We start from the raw sequence: 25,361 nt of genomic DNA, 5'->3' as shown, positions 1-25,361 counted from the left end.
CAGCTATGTCATTTGCATTGCCCGTGACGCGTATCGCCCTTTTGGGTGTTGCGACCCTTGCCCTGCCGGTCCTCGCGCAAAGCCCTGCGGGGCCATCTCTTGCCGTCTTTGGCGTTCCTCTCGGCGCGACTGCCGCCGACATCGAGCGGATGGCCGTTCAGCGCGGTATCACCGGCCCGGTTCTCGACGGCGATTGCCGGACGGGCCGCATATGCCGCTACGGTGTCACCATCGAGAATCTTCCTGGCACGGAGTTCGTCTCCACCATGTGGGGGAACCAGCGGCTGGCTGATCGCATGGAGTCTTTCAGCTTTGCCTTCACCGCACCGCCCAATGCGCCGCGCATCTGGTCTGCCGGGTCGGATCAGACGTTCGGCGACCGGTACACACCAAGCCCGGCAGCCCCGTTGCTGAACGATGTGCTGGCTGAGCTTCGTCAGCGTTTTGGCGAGCCAGCGCGCATGTTCGCCGCGGGCGGCGGCGAGATCAGCCGCAACCTGCCTGTCGGGCAGATCTACTGGGTTTGGGACGCGCAGGGACGGCCGGTGCCATGGACCAAAGCGTCGCGCCAGACCTGTTACCTCGCGATCAGTCAAGCAATGGTCGAGACCGGCAACACCGTGCGCGCCAGCTGGAACGCCGCTCCCGTCAATCCCCGGCCATTCCTGCTGGCACGACAGGGCAATTGCGCCCGCGTCGTGCGGGCCGAGATCGGTCACGCCCGAGGGCTGGTCCATTCACTCTCCGTACGGATGGCGGATTTTCAGGCGGGTCACGACGCGCAGTTCCGCACGAACCAGCTTCTCCGCGAGAAGCGCGGCGAGGCGGACAGCGCGCGCTCAACTCGTAACCGGCCAGATTTTTGAACGAACGTGACGCGGCTTTCTGGGCAGTGAAATGGGAGAATGTCATTACACTGTTCGGTCGCGGGATGGCCGGTTGCGACCAGTCCGCTTTTGGCCGCAGCCTTCAAGAAGCGGACATTTCGGCTACCAGTTCTTCTGGTTGGCACAAAGCGATCAACAACAGCACTTGTGCTGAGGGAATGAATTAAGTCGCCACCGCAAAATTGCCCGGGCTTTCGAGTTTTGTCATCCGCTGTCGCGCTTGCCCGTTGCAGCGCGCCGCAGCTACCGTCTTAACCCGACGCTTTGGGCAGATTTAGCTGGTAAGCTTTCAATCGATAGGAATATCGATTGCGTCGATGGTCGATAGATCGAGCGATTGGTCTTCCGCGCGGCGCATGCTGTGCAATTCGACGGTGCGCTCGAAGAGCGTGCGCACCGATCGCCCGTTCGCGAAGCCAAGATCGTTGCGCGCGGTCATTTCTGCAAAGCGACCTAACAGTTCCTCGGCAGCGGGCTCGGTCAGCATATAATCTTGCTCAGCCGCCAGCGACCGGAAAATCTCGATCATCTCGGCGGGGGTGTAGTCTTCAAACGGAATCTTGCGCGTAAATCGCGATCGCAGCCCGGTATTCGCATTGAGGAAGCGCTCCATGTCCCTGGGATAACCTGCAACGATGACTGCCAACCGATCACGACGGTTCTCCATCTCGACGAGCAGAGTCTCGATAGCTTCACGGCCGAAGTCCGCCTGGCTGTGCGGTGGCGCTAACTTGTACGCCTCGTCGATGAACAGGACTCCGTCCTCGGCATCGAGGATGCGCGCGAGCGTCTTGCCGCTTGTCTGGCCGACATAGTCCGCCACCAAGTCGGAATAGGCGGCCTCAATGAGATGGCCGCGCTTCAGCAAACCGAGCTCGGCATAAATCCGGCCAACTAGCCGTGCGACAGTCGTCTTGCCCGTCCCGGGGTTGCCGGTGAAGACTAAGTGCAGGCTGCTCGCGCCGGTCTTGAGGCCTTGCTGTTTGCGCCGCTCTTGCACGAGCGCCGTCGCCGCAATCCGGCGCAGTTCTGCTTTCACCGTTCCGAGCCCGATCAAGGCGTCGAGTTCGGCCATGATATCGGGGATCGCGTTCGAGGTCAGCGGACCTGTGGTTTTAGTCGCCTGGTGGAAGTGCGGCTTGGCTGGAGCCGTTTGCTCAGGCGTGCCGGGCTCCCTCTCCAACTGGAGCATCACGAGCGTGTAATTTTCCAACTCCGGCGCGCCCTCGAGCGCGGCCTCGCCATCGGGCCAGGGCGCTTTGATGACGCCAGCGACATAAGAAACGATGGCGTCAGGGAAAGGCTCGCCGACGAGCCGCTCTTCAAGCTCCGGCCACCGGCGCTGCAAGACCTTGGCTGCATAGACCGCGCCAGCGCGGGCGTAGCTCGCGCCACGCCAGCCGCTCTTTTTAGAGCAGGCTAGAAGGCCGGTCTCGAGCGCAGGCCAAGGTGCCTTCATCACCTCATCGGCGTAGCGCACCGCCGCATCAACCGAGAAATTCGGTCCCATATCCCACTCGTCTCGGCTATCGTGCAGCTGGACAAGCGCGGATTCGAGAGCTGGCCAGCGGCCCCCAATGACCGCAGCCGCGTAGCTCACTGCTGCGTCACCGGCCTCCAGTATCGCCGCCTCGGCGTCGGGCCATCGCCGCTCCAATACGCGTTCTGCATAGCAGGCGGCCGCGATGCCGTCATGCAGGATGGCCGACTCTGCTTCCGGCCATGGCCTTTTCAAGACGGTTTCGGCGTAGGTCGCCGCGGCGCGCGGTGCAGTCAGAATCGCCGCTTCCGCAGCCTCCCACCGCCCCTTAATCACCTCGCGGGCATACTGCGCCGCAACGTCACCGTCGCTGGCAAGGGCGGCCTCGGCCTCAGGCCAGCGATTACCTATGACGTCTCGCGCGTAGGAAAGCGAAGCCTGCAGGTCAGACTGGATAATCGCTTCCGCCTGCGGCCAACGGCCGTCGATGACGGCATGCGCGTAGTCAACGAGGGCGTTGGCTTTGGAAAGATCAAGCAGATAGTTTTCCCCCGCCTCCCACCGCTGCCCCAGTTGCTTGGCATAGGTCAAAACATGTCTGACATCGCCGAATTTGAGGATTGCTTCTTCCGCCGCCTGCCAGCGAAGCTGCCCGGCAAAGCGCATATAGTCTTGCATGTCGGCCGTGACCCGATGGCCGTCGTCGCCGGCTGTTTGCAACTCAGCTTCAAGGTACGCTTCGTAGGCTGGCCAACGACCCTGCAGAACCGCTTTGGTATATTCGGCCGCGATCCACGACACACGCATGATCGCGGGCTCACCTTCAGCGAAGGGGCCGTTCACCGCCATCGTAGCATATTGAGCGAGGCGATTGCGTCGGATGCGATCATCGGCTCCGCACTCGGCCAACGGCCGCCGATGACGTCCGCCGCATAGCTGGCCGCCGCGGAAGGACTGTCGGCAATCGCAGTTTCGGCCTCAGGCCACCGGCGACGCAACATGTTCGAGGCGTAACAGACCGCCGCGGTCGGGAATGTCAGAAGCTTGTCCCTGTCTTCGTGCCGGAACCGGCCGGATCGGATGTCGCCAATATAGCTTGCTTCTCTTGGGCTCATCACCGTTCCTCGACAGACCAAGCCCGATCGGGCACGGAGAAATGAAATGCACCGTGAGACAATCATCGTCAATTGCTGACAATCCAATGGATGGTCCGCCGTGGGCGCGAATCAATAGATTCTGACCACAATGGCCGATTGTAGTCAGGCCGCTTTTAGGTCTGAAACCGAGAAAAGCGGACGAACGCTGTGCGCACGATGGCGACGACTGGAAACGACCAATTGCGGACACGCAGAAGAGTGTCATCCTCCACCATCGGCGAAGCCACGACCGACATTGCGGCGACAAAAGAAATCGGCCATCATGATGTCCCCGCACTCAGGCAGGTTGCTATGCGCAATTTAACCGCAGCTATCGCAATTACTTTAGCGGTTTGTTCCTCTTCCGTTGAAGCTCAGACACCTGAAGATCAGGTGCGGGATGCGATTGCTGGCATGATGGGCGCGGCAGGAAAGCTTGATGCAGATGAGTTTATGCGCAGCTACTGGCAGTCCCCTGCGCTCGCAATAACGTTCGATGGCGAAACATTGCGGGGATGGGACGCCATTCTCAGTGAACAGCGCAAATGGTGGAGCGACAAGAATTCCGGCATCAAATTCGAGGAAGTTCGGCCGCCTGAAATCGTGTCTCAAGGAAGCGATGTGGCAACGTCAATTCAATGGATGAACGTGACGAGTCCCGAAACCAAAAAGCCGAGCAGGCTGGTGATCACTTCAGTCTGGAGGAAGCTGCCGGAAGGATGGCGAGTGGTGCTGGCCCACGAGACGCTTATCCCCTGATGGTCTGGTAAATCACGTGGGAGACATCCGCACCCCCCCCATTCTGGCCGTCGAGGGCTGCAGTCCCCCTTTAGTCGCAGGCCCGCCGAATCTGGCCGATTGCGGACCATCTGCTTTTGGCCGCCGAATAAAGAGAGCGGACGTTGTAAAATCCTCTGGAGGGCTCGCTTTGATGACATGCGCGCCGACGAGTTTCGGGGTGTAGAGATCTGCAACGATCGCACGGCGCCTCAATCTTTGCTCCAGTTCAATAAGGCTAAGGAGCACCTGCTTTTGGCTGGAGCAGCGGGCCGCGGGTTTTGCCCACATGCCCCTGTCCGATCTTTGGCACGATCCTGACCTGCCGGGTTCCGAGGTGATCCTTGACGAACTTGGCCGGCGGCGGGGTGCGGCAAAAAATTTCTCGTTCCGCGTTCTGAACCATCGTTTTGTTGAACGCCTTCACGCTCTTCGGCATTGAGCGGAAGATCGCGATCCTGTCATCGAACGGCGGGCGATAGCCCCTGATCATGAATAGCGCCCGATTCGGCGCTATTGGGCACATCGCTTCGGCTTCACCAAAGCCGAGCGCCGCCGGAATAACTGGCGTGTCCCCTATCAGAAATTCAAGGCCGTCGGGCGCGTCGAGTAAGACGAAAGCGCATTGTTCTAGAAGTGCCGAATAGTCGTTGAGATGATCGCGAACGATTTCGAGATGGTTCTCGTCCGTCTCGCGCCTCGCCTCCTCCGACGTAAGGCCGAGAAATGTGGCAATATCCTGCCGCATGCGCTCTGAGTTCAATTCATCCTTATAGCTTGGAACGCGCACGATCAGTGATGCGACATAGCGCGCCAACGCTCGGCGATCTTCCGCCGGAAGATGCGTCGAAAAAGCCCGGTCGTCCGGAACAAAGCCGTCCTGCTTGATCTCCTTACGCTGCGACTTGAGGCGCGCCTTGTCGTAATGCCGCTCGAGTTGATGGTCGCGGCGGGATTCGGTTGCAAGCCTTGCCAACACCGGGCCGGCAACGCCTTCGATCTCGTTCGCGAAGAACGTCTCTAGCGAGGCGTCCCGCGTACCGTCGGCGCGCAATATCGAGTTGTAATATTTTCGAACGGCGAGGTTCTTCGGCCGCCGACGGTCTACCTCGCCAGACGCGTTCATAATGGCGATGCAGCCATCGTCACCGGTCCACAATGTCGAATGGCACATCGGCCACCAATGATGCCGCTTTGGGTCGCTCATCGAAATCTCGACACAGAGGAGTGTCCCAGCGCGCCAGGGGCCAGGATCGTTGCGGCTTATGTAAGTCTTCGCTTCAACTGGCGCAATCGGCAGCGCCGGAGACGTAATCCTTTAGAATGGATCGGCCCCTCGCCGTTTCGCAACGCTCACATAATCTCATGGCTCGCCCGGAACCCCGTGTATAGACCGCTTATGGCGAAGAGAACCATCACCGACGTAGAGATCGCTCTGATCAAGGCGATGCTTAGCCGCGACATGAAAAACAATGATATACAGTTTTTCTTCAATCGCCCTGACCGTCCGGTAAACAGCGGTCGCATAACGGGTATCCGCAACGGCACATATGGCCCATCAAAGTCGATCTCGGCGGCATCGAACAAAGATCTCGACGCGTTCATTGCCGCCTATGCGGGTGGCGCTGCCACAGCCGGCGCAACGACCGTCGCACTTGACCTTTCGACCGGCGACCCGCTCGCAGATGACATGATCGCCTCATTATTTACGGAAGGCAACGACGGCCTCTGGCGTCTTGGCTTGGGCGAAACCGACCTCCATGAGTGCAAGACGAGCTTCGGCCTCAAGCATCCTGGCGCTTGGCTGCGCGCGGTTGCGGCTCTTGCCAATAATTCGGGCGGTTACATATTCTTCGGCATCCCCGACAAGGGAACGGTCGACGAAAATGGCGTCGATGTCGGCGATGTCGCGTTAGGAATGAAAACCGACGAGTTCGCAAAAATGGACCCCGCCGACGTGACTAGGAAGGTCAAGTCGGTGTTCGACCCAACGCCGCGTGTCCGTACGCGCCTCGTCGAAATCGGAGGCGCGAGCATCGGCGTGGTTTACGTGGCACAGCACGAAAGCCGGCCGGTGATCGCGACGAAAAATGAAGGCTACGATGTTCGCGAAGGGGATATTTACTACCGCTATCCGGGGCAGTCCGCGCGGATCAAATATAGCGACCTTCGAACACTCCTGGACGCGCGTGATCGCGATGCCCGAGAACAGATCCTTCCGATGGTCGAACGCCTGCTTCAGCTCGGCCCCGAGCGCACGTTGATTGCGGATCTTGTTGACGGCACCCTCACCGACGGCAAACATGCGATACGGATCGATGAAAAGCTGGTCGAGAAGCTCACTTTCGTCAAGGAAGGCGAGTTTTCCGAGGTCGCCGGAGCGCCGACACTTCGGCTTATCGGAGACGTACAGGCTTCCACAGACAAAGATACTGGCTCGACCAAATTTGGGCTTGTGACACGTGACGCGCTGATCGATGCTTTTCTCGACCAATCGGATCCTGATGAGCCTGAAGCCTATATTCGTTTCGCCGTCGAGGTCGGTCAAGACGGCTGGTATCCGCTCCACTACTTCGCGAAGCTCGCGGGGATGTCCCGTGCAGAGCTCGAAGCCTTCATCAACTCGTTGAATATCACGTCCAAGCGGAAGGAAAACTACATCAAGCGTATACAGCCGGGAGCGGCCTTTGACGCTCCCGTTGGGACGCCGAAGGCCTTCCTCGATCGGTTGCTCGCGGGTGAAAAGCTGGCTGTAATCGACGCTAAGGAAGCGGGCGCGGTCGCGCAAGCGCTGGAAGGCCTGCCTGACGACTTTGAAGCCGAGCCGAAGGAGATTCTCTGGCTACTTAAGCAGTGCAATCATTTCTTAAAGGGAAAGCCGGCACAGAGCTATGCCCGACGGGCGAACTGCAGGGTCGATGAGTTGCTCTTTTCGTCGGGCTGAATCAGCAAATGCTCGCCGGTTCAGGACTGGCAGCTTACGACGACCGATCGGCAGTGCGCACATTCGATAGAGGGTTGGTCCATCGCTGCCACGAAAGCTGCGCCCAATTAGAACGGTCTGTAATTCTGGCAGCCGAACCGCTACCATTCCGTGCAAATGAGCGGCATCGACAAACCATGATAACGGAAATCCCCACGCCAGCCGAATTCCGCGAAGCAGGGCTAAACCAACTTTATCTTGCGTGGCAAATCTCGATTCAGGCTGTGCTGGATTATGAGCAGATCGAAGAAGCTTATGGGGATTATATCGACGAAGGCGAGAAGGAGCAGGCGGCCGCGCAATATTGGACGAAGTCACAGCCTGCACTCGCAAATGCGTTCGGCTTGATCCAGCAGGCGATGGAAATGGCACTAAAGGGTAGAATTGCGGCCATATCCCCGCTTCTACTAATTGCTCGCGACCCCAAGGACTGGCCAAAGGGCGCCGATAGTCGGCCAGTACCGTTTAGCGAATTCAGAACGCTCGATGCTGCCGATCTGGTGAAGGTCCACAATAGCTTTGCGGCGCCTCCTCTAGACGATAATTTTCGTTCCTTTTGGGATGATGTCCGTCGTGATCGGAACCGGATAATGCACTCAGTTTCGGTGAAGACATTCGACCCTTCGTTACTGGTCCGAACAATGATGGAGACGATCAAGTCTCTGTTCGACGACGAGTCTTGGCCTAACCGTTTGAAGGCTATGGAGTTTGACGGCCGATACGCCGCTTACGGCCTGCGCGATGACAGCCAGAACGTCGTGATGAACCAAATAGATGTTGCCCTCCGCCATCTCGATCCCGCGGAGAAGCGCCGCTATTTTGGTTTCGACCCGAACCGGCGCACGTACCTTTGCCCCAAATGCTATGATCACGCCGATACCAAATGGCAGGATGAGTGGCCCCGCCTGGCTCAACTCATGGATCGAAAGAAAGATTGCAGCGCTATCCGTTGTGTGATTTGCGAAGATGTTTTCCAGGTTGAACGGCGGTCATGCAATCACGCTGGTTGTCAGGGAAACGTGCTGCACAACGGTCTATGTCTTACCTGCGTCGGGTGGCAGTATGACATGCGCGGCTACGCATCCGGATTAGAAATCCCTGAGGACGAGGGCGGCACACCTTATATCATCGACTACATTCGAGGTAACTCCTCCCAGAGCTCGACGCTCAGTTTCAAGAACAACAAAGATGTGCGCGAACACGCTCGTAGGTCGATGCTCGACGATCGTTTCGAGGATTTCGAGGCGGTGGCCATCCGGCTGGAGGGCCGGATGTCACCCAGCTTGTCTTATCGACGCGGTCGTTTGATCGGAACATGGTATCGAACCGGTGATGGCCTGCGTTGGGACTCCAAGACAGAGCCCCCTCCCTTTGGCATCGATCTGACGCGAGAGGCAGCCACGATCTAATCAGCAAGCAGACCCAATGGCCCGCAGCTACAAAAGAGGACTGTTAGCGAAATAATTAACTGACGATAACTTCCGAAATCTCCTCCGTGCCCGGCAATTGCCGGTCAGTCGCGCTCCCAGCCAGCACGGCCATCGCAGAAGTTGCAGCCCTTCCATGTGCTGCCTTCCATATCACCATTATTACCCTCGCTACACCAGCCACATATACCGATCACCCCGGTGAGCTCGAGGCAGGCGGTGCAAATGTAATGGTCTTGGTACATGACGACCGTCTGATAACCGTCACACCAGCTGCAATTTGCCGGCGTAGCCTTGTCCATATCGTCATACGTTGCCGGATCTTGGTCGATGCGCTCGGCAATGTCACCCGGCAGATGATTTGTAAGGCAGTAGCCGCAAAGGCTGTTTTCATCGCCGGTCACGCGAAGTGGCTTTTCGCAATCACTACACTCTGTCATTAACCAGCGCGTTGCATATCTGCAGACGTGGCAAACACCGTCAAACAGCCCGGGCACGACGGTTTCCACCTCGGCGGCCTGATATTTGCAGGCGCCGCACTCCCGAACGTCAGCTCCACTCTTCTTAAGATCTGCGAGCACCTCGCAAAGGCTGTCGAACCGCGTCTGAAGATAAAGTCGATGATCAGCGAAGCCGCGATCAAGTTTAGCAATATCGATGTCGAAGCGCTCAAATATTTCCCGCCAGGGCCCACTTAAAAGGCCGCTCAGCGCGTGCCAAGCGTGGAGTTGTTCCTCGGCGATCTGCTCCTTCACGCCGGGCGCTTCCAAGTCTTGAAAAAAGTGAACGAGCTTATTGCGATGCTTACGCAGAGCATCAAACGCCCGTCTGGCGCGTTCAGGTAGTGGATGCCCAACGATTTTGACGAGCCTATCGCACGCTTCCTCGAAGGTCACAGAGACGAAATCGCCGGACTGAAATTGCGTAAGGCTAGGCCCCTTGCTGACAACGAGGCTCCAATGCTCGTGCATAAGCCGCGCTTTCAGAAACAGTTCGACCGCCGAATGAAATGCAATGATGGAGGGTTTCGGACGGCCCTTCCTGAATTCGCGAGTTGCGCTCTCGAGAAAGTCGACGGCGTTCGCAACGATGTCCCGGATAGGGTCCCGCTCCTGTTCCGGTTTCTTGGCGTTCGCGTTCATGACGCCCCATAGCGAAGCTGTGAGAAACTAGCAAAACGGAAGAGTCAGCTGATACTCTCTGGGCATGTGCAATCCTCGCGATACTCTGGGCATTACGAAGCGCCTTCAGATCGGGTGTAACGTTACTTGACTCTTGAGGGACTTCAGTGCCCCTTATGCTTGGGGGTGGACATGCCAAAGGTGATTTACCTAACGGGCGCGCCTGCGGCCGGAAAGAGTTCGACGACTAAGGAGCTCTCCGAGCGTATCCCGGACCTCGTGGTATGGGAATATGGCGCGCGACTCACAGAACATTGCGCAAATAAGTTCGTTCGCCCAGTGACTCAGGACGAGTTACGCGCGAAATCCGCCGCCATTGTAACACCGGATGACGTTCGCGCCGTAGATACGGCTCTGCTTTCTTTCGTGCGCGACCATCGGACGACACAGAATCTATTAATCGATACGCACGCCGTAACCAAAGAAAACTATGGATTTAGAATTACACCCTTTTCGGTGGAGCAATTCGCAGAGTTAGCGCCGGATGAAATTTGGGTTTTTTACGTGGGGCCTGACGAAACGCGCGAGCGCATAGAAAAAGATGCCGGCGGCCGCCCTGTGGTTAGTGAGGAGGATGCGAGGATGCATACCATGCTGCAAGCTTCTGTCGCTGCAACGTATAGCATGTCTATCGGCTGCCCGGCATATTTGTTCGATACCTCGGCCCCTCGCGAACAGCTTATTGCGCTCCTAGTGGATCGCCTGAAATGATCGGGGCCCTCGCTCGCGCTGTGAACCGATTACGCGGAACAAGAGAATCCCCCAGCTCGCTTGCGTCCCCATCGGCTCACCCGACGGAGCGACGACGTGTCGACCTTCGAAAGGCAATTAATGCCGTATCTGACGTTGTGCAGAATCGGCCAAGGCCGCTTCGGGTCTTCGATCAGATCCACATGAAAACCGGCGACATGGTGCTGCAAAGCGAGATGATCGCGGACTGGGCAGACGGCAAGCGATTAGCGTTCATTGGAGATGGTGACGCTATTAGCGTTTGCGTCGCGTATCTAAAGGCTCGTGGAGTCCTGACTTTTGGGCCTTCGCATATCACGGTCTTCGACTTCGATGAGCGGACCGTTGAGGCAGTGATGAACTTCGCGGACCGAGAGGGCATTCCGAATTTGGATGCGCGGCTGTATAACGTACTGGACGCGATGGAACCCGGCGAACTCTACGACTGCTTTTACACAAATCCGCCGTGGGGCGCATCGAACGGCGGTGAAAGTGTGAATGCTTTTGTCGAACGTGGAATGGAAGCGACTGGCCACATCGGAGAAGGTGTCGTGGTTATCGCTGACGACGATGATTTACCTTGGCCGAAACAGGTTCTTGCAAATGTTCAGCGGTTCGCTTCTGAGCATGGCTTCTACGTGTCGAAAATGCAGCGCAAATTGCACGAGTATCATTTGGATGACGCACCCGAATTGAAGTCGTGCAACTTATACTTGGCAGCGTTACCTCAAAACCAGCCACCCGGACTGAGCGCTCCCATAACAGACCCTAATAGGCTCGAAAACTTCTATGGCCTGTCCCAGCGCCCAACTGTTCGCTATGTAAGGGCGCGCAAGCGTCTTGATTATGGTGTTGCGCACGAGGACGAATACGAACTGGAGTGGCTTGATCGTGGCAGTGAATGAAATCATCAAACCGGGCGCAGGCTTGCTCTTCATGAAGATTGGCACGCACGCAAACGAAGGCCTTGCCGAGATAATTGCCAGGAAGGCAGAAGAGATACGTCAAACCGGGTTCGGAATGTGGGGCTACGGTGGAAATACCTGCCATCCCGGATCGATGGTTCAGCCGTTTGCGCGATCTTTTGCGCAGAAAGGGCAAACGATCCACCTTTGCATGGAAGAAATGGATTCACATCATTTCGCCGAAGGAGTCGCTTCAGAGTATTCCGTTGATGGCATCGCGTGGAAGGAGATTCCTCCCACGATCGAAGTGCGAGGGTCAAAATACGCTCTTGTCATTAATGATCTCCACGAAGAACAGCTAATCCTCCCATTGGATCAAACCCGCGTGCCGGTGGGCCCGAGTACCGGGCGGCTCGGGAGTCGGTACATAAAAGGACGGGTCGACAAGGCTTGTCTAGAGGTCTTGGATGCGCCGGAAATATCAAACGAGTTCGAACCTCGGAATCTAGAAATCGGGCTCGTGGCAACGCTAGCGGATCCGTACGCAGTTTTCTTGCGGGGGCAGCGATAAATCGGAATCCCCATATTCTCATGCATCGCCTGCGGCAGTTCGCGATAGTCAGTATATATCGCCCGGCGGTAGTCCATTTGTATGTAAGAGCATGGCCGGAGCGGAACTTTCGAGGTGGGCGATGTAGCTTGTCAAACCGGCCAATATATCGTCGACCTCGGCCGATGGCTGCGAGCATCCGAAACTGGCCGTTATGGCCCGATCAACTGAGGGTTCGGCACAAACGCGCGGACGCACGGTCTCAGGAGTGAAAACTTGGACCAGGCGCGTCATCAATTGCTCCATACAGTAGAGCTTTCCTCCCGCGATGTCTGCAGCAACAACGCTGAGCGCGGCAATCGCACGTTTGTCTCCAGTTATTAGGAGCATGCACGCGCGTTGGATTAGGATAGCAAGGAGCTGACTTTCGCCCCCGTCTAGCTCGAGGCCATTTCGCATTGCTGCCGTTTCGAGGTTGGCGGCAAACGCAACCTCTTTTTCTGTCGGCTCCAGCCACATGATATTGGCTGCAAGTAGTTCAAACGCAGCCAACGCGGCTTCTCGATCAACTATCTTGTCTCCGCGCTCAATCTTGCTCCGCACCACATATTTGCCTACCCCTAGCATCGCCGGGGGAAATCCATTTACCGTTGTTATTGACAGCATTTGTTCAACTAGAAGGTAGCAAGCCACCTTGAGCGACACATCGTTGTCGAGCAGGACTTGATCAGTCATCGCTGCCAATCATGACGTTTCGCAGATAGTGCGAAGCTTCGTCTCCTAACTCATCCCACAGAAGCTCTCCGTCTGCTATCCCGTTGATTTCGCGCCAGACTGGCTTTGGCTCACTGTAGATGAAACGCATTGCAGACATCGCAACAGGCCAAGCGTTACGGTTATGCGCGACACAAAGGGCGAGCATCCCCGGCTCGACGCTGTGACGGGGGCCCGCCTCCAAGACTGAAGCCGCGAGGGTGGGTGCATTGAATCTGCCGAGATTTGGCACAATCTCTGGCTCGGGTGACCCTGTCAGCAAAGTGAGGGCAAATCGATCAGCATCGTTCTCCTGATCATCCTTCCCGCGAGAAAGCGCGGGATCTTCTAGGTCGATCAGAGCTGGGGCGTCGGCGAGGTGGCCAAGCATGATATGACCGACTTCGTGCGCAAGGGTGAACGCGACTGGGGCTGGGTAACCCGCGTCACGTCCTAACAAGATAGCGAAGCGACCGTCTTCCTTCACCACCATTGCATGCATAGATTTGGTCTCCAGAGGAAACACGCGAAGATGGATCACCGGAATGCGCAGAGCCCAGCAAGTCGCCACGAGCGAACTCAGGTCGACAAACTGACTGCCGGCGAGAATGGCAGTTCGAAGGGTCTCGGCATCAATCGTTGCACTAGGCGGAGCCGGAGTCGCTCGAAGCAAGAGGCGACCAATTGCGAGGCCGAACGATGCAAGCGCGGCCCGCTGACCCTCATCCTGCGTTGACAAGTGCTTGAACCGGGCTTCGTCGTTCCAAACAAACTCGACGCGTTCACCGAGCAAGGGTTGCGGCTCAAGACCAAGGCGACGCGCCAAGGCAAATCGTAGCTCAGCGCGACCGGACAAAGACGAGTCCGCCTCTTCCGTCCACCAAGATGGCCAAGCTGCATCAATCGCGCTGCGGCTGATGCCCACCCTGCGCAATAAACTGATCAGAGAATTTTTGTCGCCGGCCAACGCCCCACCCTCGATCAGCGATTAGCGTTAATAGGAAGAATAACCAACTCTCTTCTTACAGCAGCAGCCCACGTGAAGTTGGTTCCGACTGAGTAGGTGGTCCCGCCCGAATTGCTTCTACGGTAGCGTCCCACGGGCTTTCACAGTTTGAGCCCAGATTCGCCAAAAGTTGAAGCTTGCTGGGGCTAAGTTCTATAGGGTCGGTAAGCCTCACCCAATAACTGCCGGTGAGCCAAGCCGTCAAATTGGCCTCGTATCCGGCCGCCTCGGTTTGGGCATCAACCTTCCTTAGCAAAGCGGTCACCTGAGAAGCACCTACTGGAGCCCCCGTCCCGCCAGCATTCCGATAGGCACCCGGGTTGAACGAATTTCCTCGGCGAATCTCCAAAGGCTCGCTTGATTGGCACATGAGAGCATAGTGCGATCGCTTGGCTCCCTTGGCGCTGTCGCCCCTACTCGTAATTAGCGCGTAAGCTGGAAGAGGGCGATCAGCCCCTTCCGCGTCAACATACCGGCGCCAAACGAACGTGCGCGATGGTGCTATATCGATCGATTTCGGCGGGGTCTTCATTATTGAAAACACCGCTCGAACTGGGACCTGGGCACGCGCAAGCACTCTCGCAATTACCGCGGGCGCATTTCCAACCCCCCAGAGAAAACAGCCGTCACCGGCCTGTCGCTCCCGCTCTTTTCGGGCGATAATTGCTTCCAGTTGCTGGCCGGCTTCTGCCTGCATTCGCGACCAACACACAAACTCCTCGAGCACGTCAAACCTATTATCGGTAAGCCGTGCGACACCGTCACCGGCAAGTTCACTCCAGATGTTCATCTCAAATTTCTCATTCGCTCTTGTCGCACTGGGCCGCTACCCAATCAACTGACGGTCGGCTGGCTGAATGAAAATAGAGGTGGAGAGGATGTTGGCAGCATGTGGATAACTAAGTCTGACTTCTGCTCGGGAGCACATATCTGACTACCAATGATTGAGGCGGCGGATTGCCGCACGTTTTGGGCGACCAGCTCGTCGATCTTTGCGACTACGGTCGGGCGCGTCGGAGATTTCATGCCCTTCGGAGCTAAATGGCGGCTTTCGGACGCCAGTAAAACGGCCGCTACGTCTTAGATCGGGCGCAATCCCGACAGCCAGGCAATCAACGGTCGCTATGCCAGGCTGCGACGGACTCCAACCAGCCCGCATTTGAATCACACGATCAGCCGGCAGCAGTTCGCCTACCCTCCCCACCCCTATTGCTGCCGATCCCGTCGCAACGTTGGCTGAAAGTTAGTAGACTGCTCGCAATGTCACACCGAACTCCCGAGGCCGCCCAAGGTCGTATCGCGCAGCACCGACATTGGCGTAGAAGTTCACACCGCCCACCGCATATTTCTTGTCGAAGAGGTTCGTGACATAGGGTGCGATCGAATAGCGGCCGCTCGGGTCGGTATATTCGATACGCGCGTTGACCAGGCCATAAGCGTCGAGGATCAGCGTGTCGGCGTCGGTCGCCGTGCTGCGCTGCTCGTCGTTGAAGCTGAAATTCACCGAGGCGACGAGCTTTGCGCCCGAATCGAGCTTCAGCGTGTGCGCCGCCGCGATCGAGAAGGTGATCGGCGGCGCACGTTGCAGGTCGCTCTCCACCGTGATGCCAGTTGCGTTACCGACATCGGTGTAGCGAACGTCGAGATAGGCGAAATTGCCCGAGAGGCGAAGCGTGTCGGTCACCATCGCCGCCCATTCGAGCTCGAAGCCATAGCTGCGCGCCGCGCCTGCGTTCTGCAACGCGCGCACGACCTGCCCTCCCTCGTCGGTGCCGATTGCCTGGACCTGGATTTTCGTCCAGTCGACGTAAAAGGCGGTCGGGTTAAACGTGATGCGCCGATCGAGGAACTGAAAGCGCGCGCCGACCTCGTAACTCGTCGCCTTCTCGGGCTCGAACGGCTGGAATCGCGGCGTATTGGTCGCGCTAAAGGGATTGAAGCCCCCGGCGCGAAAACCCGTCGCGACGTTGAAATAGGTCATGATATCGGGCGTCCAGCTATATTGGATACCTGCGCGATAGGTCGTGCTGCCGAAACTGCGGTCACCCGATGCAATTTCGGCGCCGGTCGCCGTGTTGGTCTGCACGATCCGCTTCTTGTCCTTGCTGTAGCGAATTCCGCCCAGCAGCAGCAGGTCGTCGACGATCTCGAACGAGCCGTCGATATAGCCCGCGTAGGACTTCAAATATCGCGAGCCGATATTGGCGACAACCACGGGGTTCCCGAGCACGGTATTCGGCCGTTCGGGCGTCATGGCGGGCTGGCGCTCATTATAGTAGAAGAGGCCCGAAACGAAGTTGAGCCGATTGTCGAGCAAGCGCCCGTTGAGCTGGAGCTCCTGCGAAAAGGCGAGGATCTTTTCGCGGTTCAGCGCGCCGCCGTTGACGGGGAGCGGGGTGCTGTCCTGGTCCGAGCTGCGACGCGTGAACGTGTCCTGCCAACCGGTGATCGATTTCAGCTCGAACCCGTCCGCGAAATTCCAGCCCGCGCGCACCAGGGCATTTTTGTAGCGAACATCGGCGAACTCGGGATTGTTCGTGCCGAATTGGCAGTAATAGCAGGTCGACCGGTAGGCGTCGGTATAGAGCGGCAAGCCGCGGGCCGGCGCGACCGTGTTATTATAGACGAGAGGCTGGGTCGGCGACGCACCCGGCCGCGGCGCGACCGGCGTCATCGGACCCGGAATATTGTAAGGAATCCCGTCGAGCTCGAACTTGCTATATTGGGCGGACGCCTCAATGTAGGTCGAGTTCGTTGGCTCGATACGGACCTGGCCGCGAACGAGATCGGTTTTGCTGCCGCCCGCTTTGCCGCCGCTACTCTGGATATCGACGAAGCCGTCCCGCTCGAGATGGCCGGCCGTGAGCCGCACCGCTGCGGCATCGGCGATCGGGAGATTGACCGAACCCGAGATTTCGCGGCGGTCATAACTGCCGATCCGCCCGGTGACCCGCGCCTCGAACTTCGAGACATCGGGACCGCGCGTCGTGTAGCGGATCGCTCCGGCGATCGTGTTGCGTCCGAACAGCGTGCCTTGCGGTCCGCGCAGCACTTCGACCTGCGCCAGTTCGACGACGTCGAAGATGGCGCCCTGCAGCGAGGGATAGTAAAGGTCATCCACGTAAACGCCGACCGCGGGTTCGGCGCCGTTCGACGACTGCAATTGCCCCATCCCGCGCAGAAAAAATGTCGCCGCGCCGCCGCCGGCGTTGGCCGACGTGCTGACCTGGAGGCTCGGCACCACCTGCATGAGATCGCGGGTGGTAAGGACATTTTGCTGATCGAGCGCGGCCGAACCGAGCGCCGTGACCGCGACGGGTGCATCCTGCAATCGCTGCTCGCGGCGCTGCGCGGTGACGATGATATCGCCCGCAGCGGCGGTATCGCCGACGGCTTGGGCACCGTCGCCCTGGTCCTTGGCTTCGCCGAGAGCGCCGGTGTCCTGGGCGTTCGCCGGCGCGCCCAGCAGCAATGCGGCCAGAGACGACGACAGCAAGAATGCGACCTTCATTGGAACCTCCCCATGTTTTCGATCGCGATTCTCATCCGAGATCCCGGCACATCGATCGCAGCGGGCGGCAGTCGCGTCGTTCATTCGGGGATAGGGCAGCAATGCCAGCTAGAAACGATGGATAAATCGGCTCGCCGATACCGCTGGCGTATCATCGAAAGCGTGCATCGCGCAGCAGGCGGCGCTTCTCCCGATACAAACGATCCACCCGCTTGGTCTTAAGCCGGCCGCTGCAGTCCATAAATACCGTGGCAGATAGCGCTTAGCTCACGCCGACCGCTCGCGCGCCAAGCTAGTCCGTCGCCGTCCGCCGCCGGTTCGTCGCGATGATCGAGGCGAGGACGCATGACGCCGCGAGCGCGAAGATACCGAATATTGCCGACACCATTCCCGTCCCGAGGCCCGCCGCGAAAAGCCACCCGGCGAGCGCAGGGGCCGCGGCGCTGCCCGCGCGGCCCGCGCCGATGACGAAGCCAACGCCCGATGCGCGCGCTTGGGCAGGAAAACTCGTGGCGAGTACGGCGTAGAGACCGGCCATGCCGGCAAAGAGGAGAAAACCGCAGAGAATCGCGCCGGCCATGAACAAAGGCAGCGAAGCGGGCGCAATCCCGATCAGCGCGACGACAATCCCGGTGCCCGCCATGACCAGCGCGGTAAGCGGAAGGAGACGCGCCGTCGAAGCTGCATAGCCGAGCGCGAGACCGCCGGCGATCCCCGCGAGGTTGACCATGGCGCCGGTGAGACTGGCTTGGCTCGGCGCAAAGCCCGCGTCGGCAACGAGCTGCGGAAGCCAGCTCAGCACATAATAGACGGGGATAACGAAGAAAAGGTTCAGCGCGGTCACCTGGACCGTCCGACCTAGCTGGCCGCGCGCGAACACGCCCGAATAGCCCATGTGGGCGTCGGGCGGCGCGGCGGCGAAATCGCGCTCCTGTCCCACGCCCAAATGTTCGAGCATGGCGCTTAGCTGGCGCTTCTCGCGCAGCCCGCCCTTGCCGAGCAAATAATGGGGAGATTCGGGAAGAAAGGCGAGAACAACAGGCAGCATGACGATGGAAGCCAAGCCACCGGCGAGGAAGACCGCTCGCCATCCTTCGACCTCGATCAGAGCGGCAGCAAGCAATCCACCGGCGAGGCCGCCCGCGGGATAGCCGATCGTCATCAAGGCCATCGCCAGGGGACGCCGCCTGTTATTGGCGAATTCGGCCGCAAGCGGGTTGATGACCGCAACCATCGAGCCGATGCCGACGCCCGTCACGAGGCGGCATGCGCCTAGCTCGAAAAGCGACCCGGCAAAGGCCGAGGCGAACATACCCGTCGCCATCAGCAAAAGGTTGATGATGACGAGGCGGCGGCGGCCGATGCGGTCCGCCACGGGCCCGAGCAGGAGCGAGCCGGCCGCCATTCCGACGAGGCCGATGGACAGGAGCATGCCGAGGGCCGCCTTGCCGACGTTCCAGTCCGCGACGATCGCGGGAGCCGCGAAACTGAGCGACAGAACATCATAGCCGTCGAGCGCCGACAAGGCGACGGTGACCGCGACCGCAGCCGTCCGCGTGCGCGTCATCGGGGCGGCGTCCAAAGCTTCGCGAAGGTCGCGCGGCGCCGAGGCTGAACCCGGGTGCGGCGAGGAGGCGGACGCGGTCACGCGGTCCCTTCGCGCGCGGCGGCAGAGGCGAACGCCTCGGGGTCCGCTTCGTAATTATGGACGAAATCGCTCGGCACTTCGGGCCCCCAGTTCGCCAGGCTGTCCTCCATCGAATAGTTCGTCGGAGACCAGAGCGAATAATCGTCGATATAGTCCATGTCCGCATAATATTCGAACCACGACCCCCACGGGTCTTGGATATAATGGAAGAAATTGGAGCCGATCGTATGCCGGCCGAGTCCCCAGTCGCCGCGGCCCCACTTTGCGGACAATGCGCGGCCACCTCGCCCAACCTCGTCGGGATCGCGAAGCTGGAAGCTCGCATGGTGGAAGCCGACGCCCGGCGACTTGGCAAAAGCGACGACATGATGATCCGATTCCTGGCGCGCGCAGGTGAAGGCGATCACATCCTGCGCGCGGTCGGCCAATCCCATGCCGAGCGCCTCGGTCATGAAGGCGACGCTTCGCATCACATCGGGGGTGAAGAGAAGCAGGTGCCCGAGCCGCAGCGGCATCGCTGGCGGGTAGGACCCGCCCGGGCGCATCGCCGAGCGGCGCGTGCGCACGATGGCGGCGGGCGCGTTGATCGCGTAAGGTTCGCCGGCCTCTAAAGGCGCGTCAGGGGCGCGATCGACCAGGTGAATCAGCATTGCGTGCGGATCCTCGACCCACAAGCCATCGGCCGAGAAACCCCGAGGCGCGTCGACGACGCGGCCTCCCTGCCCGGGAGCCGCCGCAGCGATCGCGTCGAGCCCGGTTGCCCGCAGCGCGACATGGTGAAGGCGCTTTCGCGGGTAACCGCCGAGCAGCACGACCGAGGCCCGCTCCTGTTCCGGGCAGCGCAGCTCGGCGGTATCGCCGTCGATGCGTGCGACGAGGCCCGCATCGGTATAGAAGCGAACGCCCTCCTCGATCCCGGGCACCTCGAGCGTGACGGACAGGGCGTTGAGCACGGACATGACGCTCTCCTTCAAAAAGCCGTCGAGACCTTGTTCTCGATCGCGCCGATGCCGGCCACCTCGCAGCGGACCACATCGCCGGGTGCGAGGAAACGCGGCGGGGTCATGGCGACGCCGACGCCCTCGGGAGTGCCGGTCGCGATCAGGTCTCCCGGCTCGAGCGTGAAGGCGGTCGAGAGATAGGCGATCTGCGCCCACAGATTATGGATCATGTTCGCGGTGTTGCTGTCCTGGCGCAGTTCGCCATTCACCCAGCTACGCAGCGCCAAATCGTGCGGATCGGATATTTCGTCCGCCGTGACGATCCAGGGTCCGATCGGACCATGTGTGTCGAAGGATTTGCCCATGGTGAAGGTCGGCGAATGAAATTGCCAGTCGCGCGCCGAAACGTCGTTTGCCACGAAATAGCCGAAGACATGGGCCCGGGCGTCAGCCGCATCGACGCGCTTCGCGGGCTTGCCAATGACAGCACCGAGCTCGACCTCGTAATCGAGTTGCTCGCTGACGCCCGGATCGATTTCGTCGTGGGGACCGCACACGCAGGTCGTCTGTTTGTTGAACCAGACCTGATGCTTGGAGCGCGCCACGCCGAGCCTGTCGGCCTCTTCGAGGTGCTTGGCGTAGTTCATGCCGATCGCGAGATATTTGCCCGGACGCTCGATCGGCGCGAGCAAACGTACATCCGCGAGGAAGCGCGTCGGCATACGCCTTACGACCATCGCGGAGAGTTCGGCCACCGCGGCTTCGCCGGCGCCGGCGATTTCGCGGATCGTGCGCCACCGGCTTCCCGCCACGACCAGATCGACGATGCCATTGCCCTTGATCGCGCCGATCCGCGGACCCTTGCCGTCGTCGAACCTCACCAGCTTCACGTCCAATCCCCTCCCCGGTCTCGATTCATGCGGATTTCTCTGACCCGCCTTGCTCGCGCAGCCGCGCACCGTTTCGCTCCGCCGCCAAATAGCGCAGCGGCAGCGATGCCGGGCGATGGCAAAATCCCCCACGCGTTGCCAATTTGGTATCGCCCTGACGATGTCGAGCAGGGCCTGGCCCACGGTTCCGTAACCACGAGGCGACCCCGAGTGATGCCGGGAACGAAACGCCTGGGGAGATTTGTCATCGTTTCCTGCCGCGAGGCGTGACCTATCAACCGCCGCAAGAGAACATGCGGCAGCCCCTCCCGGGCGGACAAGGGCGCCCAAGATAAGCGAGAGGCATCAACGCGATGGAAGCCATACATCACACGTCGGTGGTGATCGTCGGGGCGGGACCGAGCGGTCTCGCGCTCGCAATCGAACTCGGCACGCGCGGAATCGAGTGCCTGTTGGTCGAACGAAACGACCGTGTCGGCTACGCGCCGCGCGCAAAGACGACCAACGTCCGGACGCGAACGCACCTGCGTCGCTGGGGCATAGCCGACCGGCTGGCCGAGCTCTCTCCGTTCGGCGTCGACTATCCTTCGACGGTCAGCTTCGTGACGAGCCTCGGCGGCGCCAAGCTCGTCGATATCCCGAATGCGTCGAACTGCGACCCGACGCCGACCCCGCTCTACCCCGAACATGGCCAATGGATACCCCAGTACAAGCTCGAGCAGGTTCTGCGCGAACGCGTCGAAACCCTTCCAACGGTCAGGATCGCGTTCAGCACCGAGTTCGTCGGTGCCTCGCAGGACGAAAACGGCGTCTACGTCCGTTTGCGCGACCTCGTTGCCGAACGCGACATCTCCGCGCGCGGCGCCTTCGCGGTCGGCGCCGATGGTGCGCGCAGTCGCATGCGCGATATCATCGGGGCCACCATGACCGGTACCTACGGCCTGTCGCGCAACTATAATATCGTCTTTCGTGCGCCGGGCCTCGCCGACGCGCACCCGCACGGCCCGTCGGTTATGTATTGGCAAGTCAATCCGGCGATGCCGAGCCTGATCGGCCCTATGGACGAAGGCGACATCTGGTTCTTCATGCCCACGCGCCTCGAGGCGGGAACGAGTATCGACACGTCGAATGCGGCCGACATGATCCGCGCAGCGACCGGGATCGATCTTCCTTACGAGGTCCTGAGCAGTGACGAATGGACCGCGAGCAGCCTGATCGCGGATCGCTACCGTGACCGGCGGATTTTCCTCGTCGGAGATGCCTGCCACCTTCATCCGCCGTTCGGCGGCTATGGCATGAACATGGGCATTGCCGACGGCGTCGATCTGGGCTGGAAGCTGGCCGCGGTCCTGCAAAGCTGGGGCGGAAAGGCGTTGCTCGACAGCTACGAAATCGAACGGCGCGGCATCCATATGGAAGTGATCGCCGAGGCAGCAGCGAACCACGCGCTGCTTTCCAACGACTTCTGGGCGGACGGTCTCGACCAGCCAGGCCCGGCCGGCGACGCGCTACGGAGCGCGGCCGGTGAGCGCATTCGCGCGGCGAAAGAGCGAGAATTCCACACGCTCGGAACCGTCCTTGGGGGCCGCTATGGCACATCGCCGATCATCGCGCTCGAGCCCGCCGGCGACAGAAAACCGGCGAATGGCTCTTACACCCCCGACAATTTCCCCGGTGCGCTGGCACCCCATATGTGGATGTCCGATGGCAGCTCGCTTTACGACCAGTTCGGCGACGGGTTTACCCTCATAGCGACCCCCGACGCCGCCGGGCCCGAGCCGGCTTCATGCGAGAACGACGCTGCCGCGCTCGGCATCCCCCTCAAAACGGTCCGGATCACGGCGGCCGAGGCTGAGAATCGCTATTTCACGCCGCTGACGCTGATCCGGCCCGACCAGCATGTCGCTTGGCGCGGCACCCGCTGGCATGAGGATATCCTGCGAAGCGCCACCGGCTATCTACCGCCCATACGGGAGCCGGCGCCTGCTGAGTCGCATTTGCACTATTGAACAGTATCCCGGTCGCACAAATGAGGATGAGATGATGAAAATGCCCTTTCGCCAGTCGACGCAGTCGCAGGGAATGGCGCTGCCCCGCCGCAAACTGATGGCGGCCTGTCTGATGCTGACGCTGGTCGCGGGCTGCGGGGCGCATGGAACGCCCGCGAACCCGTTGCCCTCGCCAAAGCCTGGCCCCCTCAGGATCGATCATGTGACCGTGGTCGATCCGCTCGACGGCGCGCTCCAGGAGGACATGACGATCAGGATCGAGGACGGCAAGATCGTCGCTATATCCAAGACGGGCCGCGATCCCGCGCGAACTGGCGAAACCATATTGGACGGCCGCGGCAAGTTCGCTGTGCCCGGTTTCAACAATATGCATTCGCACGCGCTTATCGCAAAATATCCTCGCCTGATGCTGGCGACGATGCTCGCGGAAGGAACGACCGGTTTCCGGCAGATGTCCGCGTCGGACGACCTGCTGCGCGACCGCCGCGAGAACCGTCTGCCGATCGGCAACGACACCCCCGCGCTCCTCCAGATGCCGGGCGAGCTTCTCACTCCGCTGAACGCCTTTGCGCCAGGCCCCGCGCGCGCGACGATCAAGGCGCAGCACGAGGAAGGCGCCGACTTTATCAAGATCATCATGATGCCGCGCCCGGCCTTCTTCGCCGCCGTCGAAGAGGCTCATCGCTTGGGACTGAGAACTGCCGGCCACATCCCATCCTCGGTGTCGATGAGCGAAGCGATCGCGGCAGGATATGATTCGATCGAGCATTTCGGAACCGGCAACGCGATCTGGGTAGCCTGCGCGCGTCCCGGGACGCCAGCTCCGCCCACTTCGTCAGCCGGTCCGCTGGCTGCGCTTACGCGCGGACCGGGCTATTTGCTGAACCCCGCCGCGGCCGAATCCGAAGAGGCGGTGCAACAACGCCAGCTTCTCCTTAATGCCTTCGACGAGGACACGTGCCGCAAGTCGGCGCACACGATGCTCGCAAAGCCGGTCTGGCAGGTGCCGACGCTCGTTCGTCTTCGTACGCAGGAACTCGCCGACGCGCCCGAGTACCAATCCGATCCCGCGCTCGCGAATATGACCGACGAAGCGATCGCGGCGTGGCGCGCAAGCGTGGAACGCTTCAAGGCCTTGCCGAGCGCGAGCCGCGACACCTTCCGCCAAAGCTATGCTCTGCGCCTGCGCATCGTCTCGCTATGGAATGCCGAGGGCGTGTCGATGATGACAGGGACCGACGGAAAGCTCGAGGTCCCGGGTCAAAGCCTGCAGCAGGAGTTCGGCGAACTCGCCAAGGCTGGTCTTTCACCCCTCCGGATTCTCCAGATGACCACGACCGACCCGGCACGCTATCTCGGCCGCAAGGACATGGGCCGGATTGTCCCGGGCGCGCCGGCCGACGTCGTGTTGCTCGATGCCAATCCGCTTGTCGCGGCGACGAACCTCGGCAAGATCGCCTTCGTCGTACGGAACGGAAAATCCTGGTCGAAGGACCATCTCGCGCGCAACGTCGAAGAGCAGCGCTCGGCCAAGCAAGCGGTCAGCGGATGCAGCTTTACCGCGGGTGACCGGTGCGGCAATTAGGCGGGTCACCGCCGCGCGTGGAAGCTGCCCCGAGGCTCTCGAGCCGATAGGCATAGTGGGCGGCGGCGCGGCGGATCGCGTCGCTCATATACTCGGCCATAGGGGTCAACGGCATTCCGCGCCGGCGTACCACGCACATGTTCAGCGGCGGTAACTGCTCCGCGATCTCGATACGGACGAGTTGGTCGCCTGGGAGCGGCACCTCGAGCCATTGCTGCGGGAGGATCGTAACGAGGTCCGAGTTGGACACCATCATCAACGTCATCAACGCAGAATGGGCGTACATGACGATCTTCGGGGGTGCTCCGACCCGCGCTTCGAACAATTCGTCGAAGTCGGCTTCGAAATGATTCTCCGAGAGCGCGAGCGGCCGCACCCACTGGGCATCCGCGAGGTCGGCAATCGACGACGCCTGCGCCAGCGGGTTCCCTTTGCGCGCGAGGATAAACCGATTATATTCGAACAGCTTTTCCGACTGCAGCGACGCCGGGGTCAGACCCGGGTCGAACGGACCCACATAGAAATCGATCGTGCCATCGAGCAATTGGGCCTCGATCCCCGAAAACAGGCTCTCGGTCACTTTCAATACTGCGCCGGGATATTGCTTGCGGAACGCTGCCATCGCGCTCGGCATCAGCGCGATCGTCGGCGCGGTCGAAGCCGCCATCACCACCTGGCCGGTTGTTCCACCGGAAAGCTGGGCGATCTCCTCGGTCGCCCGGTCGAGCTCGCTGCGCACGATCCGCGCGCGGCGCAGGAAATGATCGCCGAGCGGCGTGGTCGTCACGCCGCGGGCATGGCGTTCGAACAGAGACACGCCTAGTTCGCGCTCGATCTCCTGGATACTGCGGGTCAGCGCCGGTTGAGCAACCTGGAGATGCCGCGCAGCGGCCCGCATGCTGCCCAGTTCAGCTACCGCTAGCACGTCGCGGATATGGGTGAGTTTCATAGCTGATGCCTCGT

At 60.3% G+C, this 25,361-nt stretch carries 19 protein-coding genes; 9 read left to right on the top strand and 10 right to left on the bottom strand.

The features are described from left to right. Positions 1-5: 5 nt before the first annotated feature. Complete coding sequence (locus SC1_RS03805) at positions 6-866, top strand: hypothetical protein (protein ID WP_152682281.1); 861 nt, start codon at positions 6-8, stop codon at positions 864-866. A 310-nt stretch (positions 867-1,176) separates the two neighbouring features. On the opposite strand, the gene SC1_RS03800 is transcribed toward SC1_RS03805, so the two are convergent. Further along, the gene (locus SC1_RS03800) at positions 1,177-3,216 is read right to left on the bottom strand and encodes an AAA family ATPase (protein WP_062177796.1); all 2,040 of its coding nucleotides are present in this window, start codon (positions 3,214-3,216) and stop codon (positions 1,177-1,179) included. A gap of 506 nt (positions 3,217-3,722) precedes the next feature. On the opposite strand from SC1_RS03800, the gene SC1_RS21475 reads away from it, so the two are divergent. After that, positions 3,723-4,262 carry a nuclear transport factor 2 family protein gene (locus SC1_RS21475; protein WP_193749099.1) on the top strand — a complete coding sequence of 180 codons (540 nt, stop codon included), beginning with the start codon at positions 3,723-3,725 and terminating at the stop codon, positions 4,260-4,262. A 256-nt stretch (positions 4,263-4,518) separates the two neighbouring features. Here the strand turns inward: SC1_RS21475 and SC1_RS03790 are convergent, their stop codons facing one another. Next, positions 4,519-5,487, bottom strand: a complete 969-nt coding sequence (locus SC1_RS03790) for a DUF4238 domain-containing protein (protein WP_062177789.1) — start codon at positions 5,485-5,487, stop codon at positions 4,519-4,521. 192 nt (positions 5,488-5,679) lie between these two features. Between SC1_RS03790 and SC1_RS03785 the strand changes: the two genes are divergently transcribed. Next, on the top strand, positions 5,680-7,224 hold the full coding sequence (locus SC1_RS03785) for a helix-turn-helix domain-containing protein (protein WP_193749098.1): 1,545 nt from the start codon (positions 5,680-5,682) through the stop codon (positions 7,222-7,224). A gap of 176 nt (positions 7,225-7,400) precedes the next feature. Further along, positions 7,401-8,672, top strand: coding sequence for a hypothetical protein (locus tag SC1_RS03780; RefSeq protein ID WP_062177783.1), 1,272 nt, complete (start codon positions 7,401-7,403; stop codon positions 8,670-8,672). A gap of 104 nt (positions 8,673-8,776) precedes the next feature. On the opposite strand, the gene SC1_RS03775 is transcribed toward SC1_RS03780, so the two are convergent. Then, positions 8,777-9,832, bottom strand: coding sequence for a hypothetical protein (locus tag SC1_RS03775; protein ID WP_062177781.1), 1,056 nt, complete (start codon positions 9,830-9,832; stop codon positions 8,777-8,779). Between the two features lie 171 nt (positions 9,833-10,003). Here SC1_RS03775 and SC1_RS03770 point away from each other — a divergent pair, with 171 nt between their 5' ends. Genes SC1_RS03770 through SC1_RS03760 form a run of 3 tightly spaced genes read left to right on the top strand, consistent with a single transcriptional unit; the run spans position 10,004 to position 12,076 of the window. Beyond that, positions 10,004-10,582 carry an ATP-binding protein gene (locus tag SC1_RS03770; protein ID WP_152682280.1) on the top strand — a complete coding sequence of 193 codons (579 nt, stop codon included), beginning with the start codon at positions 10,004-10,006 and terminating at the stop codon, positions 10,580-10,582. Next, the gene (locus tag SC1_RS03765; RefSeq protein WP_083435660.1) at positions 10,579-11,505 is read left to right on the top strand and encodes a bis-aminopropyl spermidine synthase family protein; all 927 of its coding nucleotides are present in this window, start codon (positions 10,579-10,581) and stop codon (positions 11,503-11,505) included. The genes SC1_RS03770 and SC1_RS03765 overlap by 4 nt, the downstream gene beginning before the upstream one ends. Continuing rightward, positions 11,492-12,076 (top strand): hypothetical protein, encoded by a 585-nt coding sequence (locus tag SC1_RS03760; RefSeq protein ID WP_202966777.1) that lies wholly within the window; start codon positions 11,492-11,494, stop codon positions 12,074-12,076. Before SC1_RS03765 ends, SC1_RS03760 begins: the two co-directional genes overlap by 14 nt. 48 nt (positions 12,077-12,124) lie before the next feature. Here SC1_RS03760 and SC1_RS03755 read toward each other — a convergent pair whose 3' ends face one another. From SC1_RS03755 to SC1_RS03730, 6 genes are all read right to left on the bottom strand, one after another. Beyond that, positions 12,125-12,790 (bottom strand): hypothetical protein, encoded by a 666-nt coding sequence (locus tag SC1_RS03755; RefSeq protein WP_062177773.1) that lies wholly within the window; start codon positions 12,788-12,790, stop codon positions 12,125-12,127. Beyond that, complete coding sequence (locus tag SC1_RS03750) at positions 12,783-13,775, bottom strand: hypothetical protein (protein ID WP_202966776.1); 993 nt, start codon at positions 13,773-13,775, stop codon at positions 12,783-12,785. The genes SC1_RS03755 and SC1_RS03750 overlap by 8 nt, the downstream gene beginning before the upstream one ends. Positions 13,776-15,057: 1,282 nt before the next feature. After that, entirely contained in the window at positions 15,058-17,325 is a 2,268-nt protein-coding gene (locus SC1_RS03745; RefSeq protein WP_062177769.1) for a TonB-dependent receptor, read from the bottom strand. A gap of 292 nt (positions 17,326-17,617) precedes the next feature. Beyond that, a complete protein-coding gene (locus SC1_RS03740; protein ID WP_062177766.1) occupies positions 17,618-18,892 on the bottom strand; it encodes an MFS transporter in 1,275 nt (424 codons plus the stop codon). 77 nt (positions 18,893-18,969) lie between these two features. Further along, positions 18,970-19,932, bottom strand: coding sequence for a VOC family protein (locus tag SC1_RS03735; protein ID WP_062177764.1), 963 nt, complete (start codon positions 19,930-19,932; stop codon positions 18,970-18,972). Positions 19,933-19,943: 11 nt separating this feature from the next. Then, positions 19,944-20,804 (bottom strand): fumarylacetoacetate hydrolase family protein, encoded by an 861-nt coding sequence (locus SC1_RS03730; RefSeq protein WP_062183519.1) that lies wholly within the window; start codon positions 20,802-20,804, stop codon positions 19,944-19,946. Between the two features lie 353 nt (positions 20,805-21,157). Here SC1_RS03730 and SC1_RS03725 point away from each other — a divergent pair, with 353 nt between their 5' ends. Both SC1_RS03725 and SC1_RS03720 read left to right on the top strand, forming a co-directional pair. Continuing rightward, positions 21,158-22,813 (top strand): FAD-dependent monooxygenase, encoded by a 1,656-nt coding sequence (locus SC1_RS03725; RefSeq protein ID WP_062177762.1) that lies wholly within the window; start codon positions 21,158-21,160, stop codon positions 22,811-22,813. 34 nt (positions 22,814-22,847) lie between these two features. Continuing rightward, positions 22,848-24,398, top strand: coding sequence for an amidohydrolase family protein (locus tag SC1_RS03720; protein ID WP_238586556.1), 1,551 nt, complete (start codon positions 22,848-22,850; stop codon positions 24,396-24,398). On the opposite strand, the gene SC1_RS03715 is transcribed toward SC1_RS03720, so the two are convergent. Further along, positions 24,370-25,347, bottom strand: coding sequence for a LysR substrate-binding domain-containing protein (locus tag SC1_RS03715; protein ID WP_062177757.1), 978 nt, complete (start codon positions 25,345-25,347; stop codon positions 24,370-24,372). The two genes, SC1_RS03720 and SC1_RS03715, sit on opposite strands and share 29 nt — an antisense overlap. Positions 25,348-25,361: the final 14 nt, after the last annotated feature.

The organism is Sphingopyxis sp. C-1, assembly GCF_001047015.1.
Lineage (GTDB): Bacteria > Pseudomonadota > Alphaproteobacteria > Sphingomonadales > Sphingomonadaceae > Sphingopyxis.
The sequence above is the reverse complement of the archived record's forward strand: the minus strand, read 5'-3'. Positions and strand labels throughout refer to the sequence as shown.